Origin of the sequence: Roseateles paludis, from assembly GCF_039872745.1 — a bacterium.
Classification (GTDB): domain Bacteria; phylum Pseudomonadota; class Gammaproteobacteria; order Burkholderiales; family Burkholderiaceae_C; genus Pelomonas; species Pelomonas paludis.
In genome coordinates this window covers 136,203-149,574 of sequence record NZ_JBDPZD010000003.1, presented here as the reverse complement: position 1 = coordinate 149,574, position 13,372 = coordinate 136,203, and the positions used below count along the sequence as shown (strand labels likewise).

Genomic DNA, 13,372 nt, shown 5'->3' with positions numbered 1-13,372 from the left:
GTTGAGCGAAGTGATCGAAAGTGCTGCACCGCCAGCTCCAAATAATCATGCGGTTGATCGATGCGTGATTGACCATCGAGGCGTGCGCTGATTACCCTTCGCCGGCTCCGCCAGCCTCCCCAGGCCTGCGGCAGCCACAAGGGCCGACAAGAACAAGCTGGCCAGCTAGGAGACAACCATGGTGAATCACAAGCGCCGCAAGCGTTTGCTGAAGCTGCTCGCCGAACACCAGACGGCGACCGTGCAACAGCTCGTCGAGTGGCTCAACGCATCGCCGGCGACGGTCCGCCGCGACATCAGCTGGCTTGCCAGCCGCAACCTGCTGACCCGCACCCGTGGCGGCGCCGAGAACCTGCCGCCCAAGCGGCGCCACTTTGCGCTCAGCAGCGAGACCTTCGAGAACAACATCCAGTGCCACGCCGCGCGCAAGCGCGCCATTGCCCGCTACGCGGCCGGGCTGTGCGCAGACGGCGAGACCATCATCATCAATGGCGGCACCACCACCTTCATGATGGCGGAGTTCCTGGCCGACAAGCACCTCAAGATCCTCACCAACTCCTTCCTGATGGCGGAGCGGCTGCTGGTGCTCAGCGAGAACGAAATCATCGTCCCAGGCGGCAAGGTCTACCGCGAGCAGAACGTCATCCTGTCGCCCTTCGACAATGACATCACCCAGCACCACTACGCCAGCAAGATGTTCATGAGCGTGTACGGGCTGTCGCTGCTGGGCCTGATGGAAGCCGACCCGCTGCTGATCCAGGCCGAGAAGCGCCTCATCAGCCAGGCCGAAGAATTGATCGTGCTCGCTGACAGCTCCAAGTTCAGCAAGAAGGCCGGTCTGATCCTGTGCGGGCTGGACCGCGTTTCCCAGGTGATCACCGACACCGGCGTCAGTGACGGCGCGGTGCAGACACTGGAGCACTACGGCATCAAGGTGGTGACCTTGCCCCCCGAGGAGTTCGCACCCGAGGTGCAAGCGCCTTTTCATACGGCGGCCTATGACCTGCAGCCGGCCATCATGCCGCCGACGGAGATTGCGCATTGAAGACCAGAAGACTGCTGCTGGCCCTGCTGGCGGCCGGGGCGCTGGCTGCCACGGGCGGCTGCACCAAGAAGCCAGAAAAGCTTCGCATTGCGATGGTCGTGAAGAACCTCGGCAACGGCTTCTTCGACGCCGCCAACATGGGCGCCCAGCAGGCTGCGCAAGAGCTGGGCAATATCGAGATCATCTACACGGGCCCCACCACGCCCAGCGCCGAAGGCCAGATCGACATCATCACCTCGCTGATCAGCCAGAAGGTGGATGCCATCGTCGTGTCAGCCAATGACCCCAACGCGCTGGTGCCGATTGCCAAGAAGGCCATGGCGCGCGGCATCAAGGTCCTGTCCTTCGACAGCGGCCTGGCGCCTGAAGGCCGGCTGATGCAGCTGAACCCCTCCAATGCCGAGCTGATCGGCGAGAAGCAGATCCAGATGGCGGCGGCGGCTATCGGTGGCAGTGGCGGCGGCAGCGGCGAGATCGCCATCCTGTCCGCGTCGGCCCAGGCCACCAACCAGAACCGCTGGATCGCCGTGATGCAGGACGTGCTGAAGCGGCCCGAATTCGCCCCGCTCAAGCTCGTGGCCACCGTCTACGGCGACGACCAGTCCGACAAGAGCTACCGCGAAGCCATCGGCCTGCTGCGCAGCCATCCGCAGCTCAAAGCCATCATCGCCCCGACGACGGTCGGCATCGTGGCCGCCAGCAAGGCCGTGGTGGACGAGCACCTGACCGGCAAGGTGTTCGTCACCGGCCTGGGCCTGCCGTCGGAAATGGCCGGGCATGTGAAGAGCGGCGCCGTTCGCGAGTTCGCCATCTGGAACCCGATCGACCTCGGCTACGCGGCCATTTGCGCGGCGGACGATTTCATCAAGGGCAAGGCCAGCGGCCAGCCAGGCTCGCAAGTCAGCGTCGGCCGCCTCGGCAAGGTGACGCTGGACGCCCAGGGCGAAGCTGCCTTGGGGCCGCCCTTCACCTACAACGCTGCCAATGTCGACCAGTTCGCCAAGATGTTCTGAGGCATCAGCGCCCGTCACTGCCGAATCCAGCCCCACGCCCTTGCTGCAACTCGCTGGCGTCAGCAAGCGGTTCAATGGCATCCATGCGCTGAACGACGTCAGCCTGACGCTGCATGCCGGTGAAGTGCTGGCGCTGATTGGCGAGAACGGCGCCGGCAAGTCCACGCTGGTCAAGCTGCTGACGGGCATCCACCAGCCCGACGGCGGTGCCCTGTTGCTCGACGGTCGGCCGGTCAGCTTCAGCAATGCGCAGCAGGCCATGGCGGCGGGCATTGCTGCCGTGCACCAGGAAACGGTGATGTTCGACGAGCTCTCGGTGGCCGAGAACATCTACGTCGGCCGCCACCCGACCACCGGCCCGGCCCGCCGTATCGACTGGGCGCGCGTCGAAGCTGAGGCAGCCGCGCTGTTCGCGCGGCTGGAGGTGTCGCTGCCGGTGCAGACGCCGGTCAAGCATCTGTCGGTGGCGCAGCGCCGGTTCGTGGAACTGGCGCGCGCGCTGTCGCAGCAGGCGCGCGTGCTCATCATGGATGAGCCGACTGCGGCGCTGTCGCAGCATGAGATCCGCGAGCTCTACCGCATCGTCGGCCAGCTGCGGGCAGCCGGCACGGCGGTCATCTTCATCTCCCACAAGTTCGATGAAATCTATGCGGTGGCCGACCGCTACCTCGTGCTGCGCGATGGCGTGCATGTGGCAGAAGGCGCCTTGAACACCATCGACGAGGCCGCCCTGGTGGCGCTGATGGTGGGGCGCGCCGTGCACGATGCCTACCCCAAGGCGCAGGTGAGCCTCGGCGCCCCGGTGCTGGAGGTGCAAGGCCTGTCGCACCCGACCGAATTCGCCGACATCAGCTTCACGCTGCGGCGGGGCGAGATCCTTGGCTTTTACGGCCTGGTCGGCGCCGGCCGCACCGAGGTGATGCAGGCCCTGTTCGGCATGACCGAAGGAGTCAGCGGCCGCGCACAGTTGGATGGCCAGGCACTGAGCTTTGGCAGCCCTGCAGCCGCCATCGCCGCCGGCCTGGCCTATGTGCCCGAGGACCGGCAGCAGCATGGGGCCCATCTGACGCTGCCCATCCGGCACAACATCAGCCTGCCCATCCTGTCCCGGATCGGCTTCTTCCTGCGCGGCCGCGGCGCCGCCGCCGAGACGGCCCTGGCGCGCCACTACGCCCAGCAGCTGGAGTTGAAGGCGGCTCACCTGGACCAGGCTGTGTCCGAGCTGTCGGGCGGCAACCAGCAGAAGGTCGTGCTGGGCAAGTGGCTGGCCACGCATCCCAAGGTCATCATCCTGGACGAACCCACCAAGGGCATCGACATCGGCGCCAAGGCCGCCGTGCACCGATTCGTCAGCGAGCTGGTGACGCAGGGCTTGTCGGTGATCCTGGTGTCCTCCGAGTTGCCCGAGGTGCTGGGCCTGGCCGACCGCATCGTCGTCATGCGCCACGGCCGCATCCGCCGCGTGTTCGATCGCGCACAGGCGTCGCCGGAAACCGTGGTGGCCGCGGCGTCGGGGCTGGAAGCTGCCGAGGCCATGCCATGAAGCGGCTCACCGGGCGCGAACCGCTGCTGGCCCTGACCATCGTGGCCCTGATCCTGGCGGTGGGCCTGCGTGCGCCGGTCTTTCTGTCGGGCGGTTCGCTGGCGGGCCTGGTCACTGACAGCGCCTTGCTGACCATGCTGGCCCTGACCCAGATGCTGGTGATCGTCACGCGCGGCATCGATCTCTCGGCAGCGTCCAACCTCGCGCTGTCGGGCATGGTGGCCGCCATGCTGGCTGCGCATGTCCCCGGCCTGCCGCTGCCGCTGGTGGTGCTGTCGGCCATGCTGACCGGCCTGCTGCTGGGCCTGCTCAACGGCTGGCTGATCGGGCATCTAGCGCTGCCGCCCATCGTCATCACCCTTGGCACCATGAGTGTGTATCGCGGCCTGGTCTTCGTGTTGTCTGGTGGCGCCTGGGTCTCGGCGCATCAGATGCCGGCCGACTTCATCGCCTTCCCGCTGACACCCCTGCTGGGCTTGCCCCAGCTCGTCTGGGTGGCGGCTGCAAGCTGGCTGGTCGTGGCTGGCCTGGCGCGCCACAGCCGCTTCGGCCGTGACCTGTACGCCATCGGCAATGCGCCGCAAAGTGCGGCCTACATTGGCATCCCCACCGCTCGGCGCCTGCTCTGGGCCTATGGGCTGTCCGGTCTGATGGCTGGCCTGTGCGGCTATCTGTGGGTGGCGCGCTATGCCGTGGCCTACACCGAAATCGCCTACGGCTTCGAGTTCACCGTGATCGCTGCCTGCGTCATCGGCGGCATCAGCATCGCTGGCGGCACAGGGTCGGCACTGGGTGCGCTGCTCGGCGCCCTCTTCCTGACCGTGATCGGCAATGCGCTGCCGGTGCTGCAGGTCTCGCCCTTCTGGCAGAGCGCGCTGACGGGCCTGGTGATCCTGGCCGCCGTCCTGCTGAACGCACGCGGTGGGGCCCGCAACAGCCGACAGATCCTCGACCTGCCCGCCCCGCCACCGCATCGGAGCGCCGCATGAACCCAGAGTCGGCCATGCAGACACCTCCCACGTCCCGCCACGTGATCGCAGACCGGCAGCACACCAGCCTGAAGGCCGTGCTGGGCCAGTGGGAAAGCTTGCTGGCGCTGCTGCTGGTGGCGGTCTTCACCGGCAATGCCCTGCTGCAGCCGAACTTTCTCGACCTCGGCAACCTGCTCGACGGCACCAGCGCCTTCAGCGAGAAGGCCTTGATCGCCTTGCCGATGGCGTTGCTCATCCTGTGCCGCGAGATCGATATCTCTGTGGCTGGCAACCTGGCGCTGTCGTCGGTGGCGATGGGGCTGGCCTGGCAACTGGGCGCGCCGGACTGGGCGCTGCCGCTGGTGGCCCTGGGCACCGGGACGGCCTGCGGCGGGCTGAACGGCTGGCTGGTCACGCGGTTCGCGCTGCCGTCCATCGTGGTCACCATCGGCACCGTGTCGCTGTACCGCGGCCTGGCCAGCGTGGTGCTCGGTGAGCGGGCCTACACCGGCTACCCGCAACTGCTGGCCGACTGGGGTCAGGGCTATTTCTTCGGCATCCTGCCGCGTGCGTTCGTGATCCTGCTGGCCTGCGCCGCAGTGTTTGCACTGCTGCTGCACACCACCGCTTTTGGCCGCCGCGTCTACGCCATCGGAAACAACCCAGAGGCCGCGCGCTTCTCGGGCGTCGCGGTGGACCGCTACCGCCTCGGCCTGTTCATGCTGACCGGCGCCATGGCCGGCCTGTCCAGCTTCCTGCTGACCGGGCGCCTGGGCAGCACCCGCCCCAATATCGCCACCGGCTGGGAGCTGGAGGTCATCACCATGGTCATCCTGGGCGGCGTCGGCATTGCTGGCGGCACCGGCACCATCGGGGGCGTCCTGCTGGCGGTGCTGACCATGGGCACCTTGACCTACGGCATGGCCATGGCCAACGTCCCGGGCATCTACACGACCATCGTCGTGGGCGTGCTGCTGTTGGTGACCATTGCGCTGCCGCGCATGATTGGGAACCCGTCGCGGCGTCCATCGCGCCATGCGTGATGACGCACTGCTGGTCCTCGACATTGGCAAAACCAATGCCAAGCTGACCCTGGTCGACGCCGACGGCCAGATGCTGGCCGAGCAGCGGCGTGCCAACGCCGTCATCAACGCAGCGCCCTATCCGCACCACGACACCGAAGGCTTGTGGGACTGGATCCTGGCGAGCTGCCGAGCCTTCGCGGCGCAGGCCCACATCGGCGCCATCGTCCCCGTGACGCATGGCGCCACTGCGGCGCTGGTCGACGAAGCCGGCCTGGTGCTGCCGGTGCTGGACTACGAAGCCCCGCTCCCCAACGTCGACTACGCGGCGCGCCCGCCCTACGCGGAGACGCTGTCCCCCGCCCTGCCGGCGGGCCTCAATCTCGGCCGCCAGTTGGTGTGGTTGGCGCAGTCCTTCCCGGCCGAGTTCGCGCGCGCCCGGAACATCCTGATGTACCCGCAGTACTGGGCCTGGCGCCTGTGCGGCCGGGCTGCCGGTGAGGCCACCTCGCTCGGCTGCCACACCGACTTGTGGCAACCGCTGCAGCAACGCTATTCCAGCCTGGTGACCCGCATGGGCTGGCAGCCCCTGTTGCCCGACCTGGCGCCGCCCTGGACGGTGCTGGGCACGCTGAAGCCCCACCTGGCGCAGGCCACGGGCCTGCCGGTGGACTGCGCCGTGCTGTCCGGCATCCACGACAGCAATGCCTCGCTGCTGCGCCATCTACCTCAGCGCTCGCAACCCAGCGATGGCGATGCGGCGCGCACCGTGCTGTCCACGGGGACCTGGGTCATCGCCGCCGCCATCGGTGCGCCCTTGCACCGCCTGCGTGAGCAAGCTGACATGCTCGCCAACACCAGCGCGCTGGGCCAGCCGGTGGCCTCCATGCGCTTCATGGGCGGCCGTGAGTTCGCCTCACTGGCCGGCGCCGACGCGGTGCCCTGCAGCGCCGCTGACGTCGCCCGTCTGGTCGAGCAGGCCACCTTGGCGCTGCCCTGCTTCGCAGAAGCCGGCGGGCCGTTTGCCGGCCACGCCGGCCGCATCGACGGCCCGCCGCCACGGACTCCGCAGGAGCGCTATGCCCTGGCCACGCTGTACTGCGCGCTGATGACGGCCTATTGCCTGGAGGCGCTGGGCGCCGGCGGGCCGATCACTGTGGAAGGCAGCTTCACGGCCAATCCATTTTTTGGCCCGCTGCTGGCGGCCTTGCGGCCGGAGCAGCAGGTCAGCGACTCGGACGACGCCAGCGGCACCACCTGGGGCGCCTGGCTGCTGCGCCACCGTGACCGGACCCTGCCCAGCACCACCAGGCCGGCGCCCGCCTTGACGCCGCCGGGGCTGGCGGCCTACCAGCAGCGCTGGCTGGCAGCACTGCCTCAGGGCTGAGTCGAGTTGCCTGGCGAGACGCGGAACCAGTCCACGTCCACGTAGTTGTGCGTGATCACGTGCTTGATCGTGCCCGGAGGTGCGCGAGGCTCGTCGATGTCCGACTTGATGTAAGTGAACACGGCCGGCCGGCTGCCCTTCCACCATGAGAAGGTCGCCAGTGGCGTGACCGGCCCAAGTGGCTGGAACGGCTGGAACGGCGCGGTTTCGCTCAGCGAATACGAGAACTGCACCGTCTGGTCTTGCTTGACCTCGGCGCGCAGGATGACGGCCTGCCCGTCAAGGCGCGGGCCACGCACTTCCACGCCCGCGTTGGCGTAGGCCAGGTAGGTCACGCCGGCTTCGCGCAGCACGCCGATCCAGGGCACCCGCACGCCGAACAGGCTCAGGCCGGCTCGCTGCTGTTCGCCCATGGCCCCAAACTCGATGCGGGCGCGGATGTCCGCCTGCGGCCCTTGCAGCACCTGCGTCAGCGTGTTGCGCGCACCGACCAGCTGACGCGCCCGGCCAGCCTCCAGGCGCATGAAGCCCGGCCGCGCGCTCAGGCTCCACCGCTTGTCGTCCGGGTTGTGATTCCACGACCATTGCAAGCCCAGCCGCTCGCTGGAGAACTCGTCCGAGTCCTGCAGCCGGTCAGTGCTGACGGCATCCGTGTCGGGATAGGCATGGTCCAGCACGGGCAGGCCCTCCGGCGTGCCCATCCAGGGCCAGTCATCCCGCCACACCACCGGCTGCAGATGGGCGATGCGACCAAAGGCCCCCGTGCTGTTGAAGTGGATGAACCAGCCCTGCCCGGACGGCGTCTCCACATACCCCCCCTGGTGCGGCCCGAGCAGGCCGTTGCCCGGCTTGAGCACCACCTGGTGCTCGTAGGGGCCGGTGATCCGCCGGGACCGCAACGCCACCTGCGGCCCGGTGCCGACGCCGCCGATCGGGGCGAGCACGTAGTAGTAGCCGTTGCGCTTGTAGAGCTTCGGGCCCTCCAGCACCGGCAGCTTGACCTTGTCCTCGATGATGGTGAGGCCGTCGTCCAGCAAGCGGGTGCCGTCGGCGCTCATCGCATGCAGGATGACCGGGCCGGCGCCGACCTTGGAGTGCACCAGGTAGGCCTTGCCGTCGTCGTCCCAGAACGGGCACGGGTCCTCGTAGCCGGGGCCTGCCAACACCGTCGTGGGCGGGCTCCAGGGCCCCGCCGGATCGGTGGCTGTGCTCATGAAGATGCCCTCGTCGGGCGTGGCCCAGTAGACGTAGAAGCGGCCCTGGTGATGGCGGATGGACGGCGCCCACACGCCGCCCATGTAGCGCAGCGTGCCGCCCACCGGCTTGGACACGCCGTCGGTGAGCGGATACGGCGCCAGCATGTCGTAGGCCGGCGCGAAATCGAGTTTGGGCAGCACGTGGCCGATCAGCTTCCAGTGCACCAGGTCAGTGGACTTGAGCACCGGAATGCCGGGCGAGAAATGAAAGCTCGACGCCACCAGGTAGTAGCTGTCGCCGACCCGGATCACATCCGGGTCGGAGTAGTCGGCATGGAGGATGGGGTTGGTGTAGCGCGGGCCGGCGCTGGCCGCAAACGCAGCCCACACCAAACACACCGCCAGCAGCAGCGCGCGCATCACATGCCGCAGAGGGCTTCGGTATCGATGCCGGCCAGCAGCATCGGCCGGCTGTCCGGGCCAGAGCTGGCAAAACGCACCCGCTGCAGATCCAGATGCCGGATGTGGCGCACCCACAGGCCATAGGCCGGCATCACCGTTGAGAACATGTGGGGGTCAGGGTAGCTGGCAGGGGCTTCGGGGATCTGCGCCTGATCGATCGCCGGGCCGGTGGCGGGCGCCATCGTCAGGTCGATGTCGCGCAGCAGCACATGCTCGATGCAATGCTCGGGGATCCCGGTGAAGAAGGAGCCGCGCATGCCGTTGTCGTCGCCACGGATGCGATCAAAGACGATGTGGCGCAAGCGGCCTGGGGCGGGACGGGCCTGCTCGGGCCGCACGCGGCCGCGATCACCGAGGCGCAGGAACAGCGGGCTCTCGGCGCGCGTGATGTGCGCATCGTGCACGACGATCCGCTCCACGGTGCCGCCGTCCACCGTCTCCCAGGACACACCGCCGTCGGCCTTGCGCCGCTTGATCGAGCGCATCTCTGCAGACGGGCCGCCGATCTTCACGTGGCGCACGAGCACATTGCGCAGGTCGCCCTGCGAGTCGGTGCCGAACTTGATGGCGTTGCAGCTGCTGTAGAACTGCGAGTTCTCGATCAGCACGTCCTCGGTCGGGCGCTGGCTGGCGCCCTTGAAGCACAGGGCATCGTCTTCGGCATTGATCCAGCAATTGCGGACGATGACGCGCCGGCAGCCGTCGATGTCCACGCCGTCGTTGTTGTGGTTGGACTGGTTCTCGACATGGATGCCGTCGATCAGCAGATCCTCGCAGTTCAGGTAGTTCTGCATCCAGCAGGGCGAGTCCTGCATGTGGATGTCGCGCACCACCACGTGCTGGCTGTCGAGGATGCGGATCAGGAAGGGCCGCCCGGGCGTGGCGCCGATGGTTTGCTCGCCCGGGAAGTTGGCGTGCGTGCCACGGCCATCGATCAGGCCCTTGCCGCTGATGCCGATGCGCTCGCAGCCTTCGGCAAAGATCAGCGACTGGTTCATGCCCATATTGCTGTCCTGGACCGTGGGCCGACGCGCGACGTGCTCGGGGTAGTGCTGGAGATTGGTGCTCGCGATCAGGCGCGCGCCTGCCGAGACCTCCAGCATCACGCCCGAGCGCAGGACGATGGTGCCGCTGACGTAGTCGCCCTGCGCCAGCCGCACCGTGCCGCCGCCCGCTTGGGCGCAGGCGTCCACGGCGCCCTGGATCGCCGCCGTGGCCAGGCTGCGGTCCAGCCCGAAGGCTTCGGGCTGGAACACGCGCGCTGGCACCTTCCAGGGCTTCAGCGTGCGCGTCAGGCGCGCGGCCATGGCGTCGAGATCGCGCCGCAGGCGGCCCGCCCAAGCGTTGGCCGAGGAGCAGGCCGCCTGTGCAGACAGCGGCGCTACCAAGCCACCAACCAAGCCCGCGCCAACGGCGCCTACAAAGCGCCGACGGCGCGCATCGTGCCGGATCACAGCTTGACGTTCAGGCTGAGGAACAGATTCCGGCCCAGCGGGTCGTAGGTGGCGGGAATGCTGTTGTTCGCCGGCAGCTGGGACGAGCCCAGCACCGGCGGCGTCTTGTCCAGCACATTGCGGATACCGGCCGTCAGGCTCATGCTCTTGGTGAACTCATAGCCTGCCGTCAGATCGAGGTAGGCGTAGGCCTTGATGCTCGGATTGGTCAGCGTGTTCAGCGCCGGGGGCGTGCCGCCCGAGGTCGAGGGCAGCACATAGCTGTCCACCGTCACGCCGCCGATGTAACGCGTGCGGGCCGACAGCATCAGCTTGTCCGAGTTCCAGGTCAGGCGCGCCGTGCCCTTCCAGTGCGGTACTGGCTGGCCGCAGGTCTGCCCGAAGCTGCCAACGCACTTGTTCTGGGTGTTGGGCAGGTCCTGGATCGGCGTGGAGGTCAGCTCCTTCACATAGGTCCAGTTGGTGTCCAGGTTCCAGCGGCTTTCCGAGCCCATCAGGCCCCAGGCGGACCGGAAGCCATAGTGGGCGGCCAGGTCAAAGCCCGAGGTCTTGATGCCGCCGATGTTGGCAGCGGTGGTCATGACGTAGGTGGGCGCGGCAATCTGCCCGGTGAGCGGGTCGCGGTTGATCGCCTTGCAGTACACGCTGTTGGCGTTCTGGATGGTGTTGTAGCAAAGGTTCAGCACCGACTGGATGCCACCGCCACCCAGCGTCGAGATGGCGTCGTCGAGGGTGATGCGGTAGTAGTCCAGGCTCACCTGCAGCCCAGAGATCTCCTTGGGCGCATACACGGCACCGAAGGTGAAGGTGTGCGAGCTCTCGGCCTTCAGGTTCGGATTGCCACCCACGATCTGGGTGAGGAAGTTGGTGGGCTGCACGGCCGGGTCGAACACCAGGTTGGCCGGCACACCCGTTGCCACGCACAGCGCGCGCACGGCGGCGGTTTGCTGGCCCGCGGGTTGGCGGCTCGAGCAGGGGTCGGTGGCGGTGGGGCCATTGGTGCCTTGGCCGCCGTAGAGCTCGCCCACGTTGGGCGCACGGATGGACTTCTGACGTTGAGCGCGGAAGGTCAGGCTGTCCATGGGCTTCCATTCGGTGCCCAAGGAATTGGTCCACACCGAACCGACCGATTGCACGTCGTAGTCAGAACGGCGGAAGGCGCCATTCAAGTTGAGGCTCTTGACCAGCGGCAGGTTGGACAACAAGGGCACCCGCACTTCACCAAAGACTTCCTTGACCGTTTGTTCGCCAGCGGTGGCACGCGCTGCATTCCAGCCCGACACATCACCCGACGACAGGAAGGCATCCGGCGAGTAGCGGGCATAGCTGTGGCGGCGCTCCAGGCCGGCGGCAAAGTCCACCGGGCCGGCCGGCAGCTCCATCAGCGTGCCGTTCAGGTTGGCCGCCAGGCCTTGCTGTTCGGCCGTCAGCGTCGAATTGGACGAGATGGCGATGGCGCTGTTGCCGGCCGCCGTCAGGTTCTGGCCGAAGGGGTTGAGCACCGGCGCCGCGCCGCCCTGCGACAGGACCGAGTTCTGGAACCGGCTGAGCGAGATCGAACCGGTCTGCAGCTGCGATTCCTTGGTGCGGCTGTTGGTGTAGTAGACGTCGTAGCGCAGGTCCGTCAGGTATTTCTCGGACACATCGCCCAGCCCACCCTTGACGCCCATGGCAACGCGGTAGGTCTGGTGATCGGTCTCGGCCCGGCGGCCACCGAGGTCGTTGAAGCGGCGGTTCAGGTTGAGCACGGCCAGGCCATCGCCTGCGGTCGTGCTCAGGGTCTGGGTGCCGGTGGTGACGCGCGTTGTGCCGGTTTCCTTCAGGTCGAGCTGGCGCAGGACCTCCTGCATCTGCGAGCTGAGGTAGGGGTTGTTGACGTTGAACAGGAAGTTGCCAGAGGCACTGGTCGGCGCAATCTGCACAGAGGCGGTGTTGCTGCTGAAATGGGCCTCGGTGTAGCCGACGGTCTGCTCGCTGAAGTTGTAGTGGGCGAAGGCGTTGACCATCCAGCGCTTCTGCGGCGTGACCACGTAGGAGCCTGGCCCCAGGTCATAGGCGCTCGCCGTGGTGTAGGGGCTGACCGTCTTGCCGGAGGTGTCGAACATCGCGCCCAGCGAGGTCATGCTCTGCAAGCCTGCGGCTGCCAGTGCCGCGTCGAGGGCGGCATTCGACCCGGACGAGCCGTACAGCGGCAAGTTGCCGATGCGGCCCGTGGGGATGGTGGAGGAGCCGCTGTACACCAGGCCCGGGCGACCGCCCGCCGCCAGGCAGGTCTGGCCCGAGGGCACGGCCTGCGGCGTGCCGGGGCGCGTGGCCGACCAGCTCGCATCGGTCACGCAGCCATCGCCCAGCGACGGCACGGCATAGCCACCCACGTCGCCACGCGTCATGCCCTGGCGGTCTTGATAGCCGATCGACAGCACGGCATTGCCCTTGCGGTTGTCGAAGTTGCCGCCCACGGTCAGGTCGACGCTGTGCGTCGGCGTGTGGCTTGGCTGGTCCCAGTTGCTCTGGGCATTGATCTCGACGCCCTCGAAGCGGTCCTTCAGGATGAAGTTGACCACCCCGGAAATGGCATCCGAACCGTAAACGGCCGACGAGCCGCCCGTCACCGTCTCGACGCGCTTCACGAGCGCCGTCGGGATGGTGTTGATGTCGGTCGTGAAGTCAGGCCCCGTGATGGCGAAACGGCGGCCATTGACCAGCACCAGGTTGCGGGTCGCACCCAGGTTGCGCAGGTTGAGCGTCGAGGTGCCTGAAGGCTGACCCGCTTGCACCGTGTTGGCGGTCGGGCTGCTGAGCTGATTGCCACTGAACTGCGACAGGTCGGCCAGCAGGTTTTCAAGGTTCTGGGTGCCAGACAGCTTCAGCTCGGCAGCGCTCACCGTCGTCACGGGCGTCGGAGCGAGAAAGCCGCGATCCACCAGCCGCGATCCAGTAACGACGACGCGGTCCAGTTCGGTGTTGGCATTGGCCGGCGCGGCCGTTTGCTGCGCACTGACTGCAGTCGCCATCCCGGCAACCAGCAGCAAAACAGCCTTGCGGCAAACGGTGATGTTGGCTCTCATTTCTAGGTCTCCTCGTGTGTTGCCGTGTCGGCTCGAACGATCGTATGGAGGCCGATTCCAGCGCGTCAATCGCCGTTGGAGTAGCAAACACTTATGCTCAAAAAGTTGATTGTTTGAAGCTCAGAAACCGTTCCGTTTGGCGAGCGCCAAAGGACCGACCACACTGCGGTCTGCGCTGCTGAATTTGGCGTCTGATGAAAGCTATGACTAC

Annotated in this window: 9 protein-coding genes; 6 read left to right on the top strand and 3 right to left on the bottom strand. The window is 67.2% G+C overall.

The annotated features are described in order from the left end of the window. Nucleotides 1-178 precede the first annotated feature (178 nt). Genes ABDJ85_RS11960 through ABDJ85_RS11935 form a run of 6 tightly spaced genes read left to right on the top strand, consistent with a single transcriptional unit; the run spans nucleotide 179 to nucleotide 6,981 of the window. The gene (locus tag ABDJ85_RS11960; RefSeq protein WP_347705010.1) at nucleotides 179-1,045 is read left to right on the top strand and encodes a DeoR/GlpR family DNA-binding transcription regulator; all 867 of its coding nucleotides are present in this window, start codon (nucleotides 179-181) and stop codon (nucleotides 1,043-1,045) included. Then, nucleotides 1,042-2,058, top strand: a complete 1,017-nt coding sequence (gene rhaS, locus ABDJ85_RS11955) for a rhamnose ABC transporter substrate-binding protein (protein ID WP_430765539.1) — start codon at nucleotides 1,042-1,044, stop codon at nucleotides 2,056-2,058. The genes ABDJ85_RS11960 and rhaS overlap by 4 nt, the downstream gene beginning before the upstream one ends. Beyond that, nucleotides 2,030-3,601, top strand: a complete 1,572-nt coding sequence (locus tag ABDJ85_RS11950; protein WP_347705009.1) for a sugar ABC transporter ATP-binding protein — start codon at nucleotides 2,030-2,032, stop codon at nucleotides 3,599-3,601. The genes rhaS and ABDJ85_RS11950 overlap by 29 nt, the downstream gene beginning before the upstream one ends. Further along, complete coding sequence (locus ABDJ85_RS11945; RefSeq protein ID WP_347705008.1) at nucleotides 3,598-4,590, top strand: ABC transporter permease; 993 nt, start codon at nucleotides 3,598-3,600, stop codon at nucleotides 4,588-4,590. The genes ABDJ85_RS11950 and ABDJ85_RS11945 overlap by 4 nt, the downstream gene beginning before the upstream one ends. Next, a complete protein-coding gene (locus tag ABDJ85_RS11940; RefSeq protein ID WP_347705007.1) occupies nucleotides 4,587-5,615 on the top strand; it encodes an ABC transporter permease in 1,029 nt (342 codons plus the stop codon). The genes ABDJ85_RS11945 and ABDJ85_RS11940 overlap by 4 nt, the downstream gene beginning before the upstream one ends. After that, nucleotides 5,608-6,981: an FGGY-family carbohydrate kinase gene (locus ABDJ85_RS11935; protein WP_347705006.1), complete on the top strand. Its 1,374-nt coding sequence runs from the start codon at nucleotides 5,608-5,610 to the stop codon at nucleotides 6,979-6,981. The genes ABDJ85_RS11940 and ABDJ85_RS11935 overlap by 8 nt, the downstream gene beginning before the upstream one ends. On the opposite strand, the gene ABDJ85_RS11930 is transcribed toward ABDJ85_RS11935, so the two are convergent. From ABDJ85_RS11930 to ABDJ85_RS11920, 3 genes are read right to left on the bottom strand one after another with little or no spacing between them, the layout of a single operon-like run. Beyond that, a complete protein-coding gene (locus tag ABDJ85_RS11930) occupies nucleotides 6,972-8,597 on the bottom strand; it encodes a glycoside hydrolase family 43 protein (RefSeq protein ID WP_347705005.1) in 1,626 nt (541 codons plus the stop codon). The genes ABDJ85_RS11935 and ABDJ85_RS11930 overlap by 10 nt on opposite strands. Then, nucleotides 8,597-10,093, bottom strand: a complete 1,497-nt coding sequence (locus ABDJ85_RS11925; protein ID WP_347705004.1) for a glycoside hydrolase family 28 protein — start codon at nucleotides 10,091-10,093, stop codon at nucleotides 8,597-8,599. The genes ABDJ85_RS11930 and ABDJ85_RS11925 overlap by 1 nt, the downstream gene beginning before the upstream one ends. After that, entirely contained in the window at nucleotides 10,090-13,161 is a 3,072-nt protein-coding gene (locus tag ABDJ85_RS11920) for a TonB-dependent receptor domain-containing protein (RefSeq protein WP_347705003.1), read from the bottom strand. Before ABDJ85_RS11920 ends, ABDJ85_RS11925 begins: the two co-directional genes overlap by 4 nt. Nucleotides 13,162-13,372: the final 211 nt, after the last annotated feature.

Bases quoted from the DNA above. Each gene is read 5' to 3' on its own strand.
- ABDJ85_RS11960 (WP_347705010.1), top strand. From the start codon at position 179: ATGGTGAATCACAAGCGCCGCAAGCGTTTGCTGAAGCTGCTCGCCGAA.
- ABDJ85_RS11950 (WP_347705009.1), top strand. From the start codon at position 2,030: ATGTCGACCAGTTCGCCAAGATGTTCTGAGGCATCAGCGCCCGTCACT.
- ABDJ85_RS11945 (WP_347705008.1), top strand. From the start codon at position 3,598: ATGAAGCGGCTCACCGGGCGCGAACCGCTGCTGGCCCTGACCATCGTG.
- ABDJ85_RS11940 (WP_347705007.1), top strand. From the start codon at position 4,587: ATGAACCCAGAGTCGGCCATGCAGACACCTCCCACGTCCCGCCACGTG.
- ABDJ85_RS11935 (WP_347705006.1), top strand. From the start codon at position 5,608: ATGCGTGATGACGCACTGCTGGTCCTCGACATTGGCAAAACCAATGCC.
- ABDJ85_RS11930 (WP_347705005.1), bottom strand. From the start codon at position 8,597: ATGCGCGCGCTGCTGCTGGCGGTGTGTTTGGTGTGGGCTGCGTTTGCG.
- ABDJ85_RS11920 (WP_347705003.1), bottom strand. From the start codon at position 13,161: ATGAGAGCCAACATCACCGTTTGCCGCAAGGCTGTTTTGCTGCTGGTT.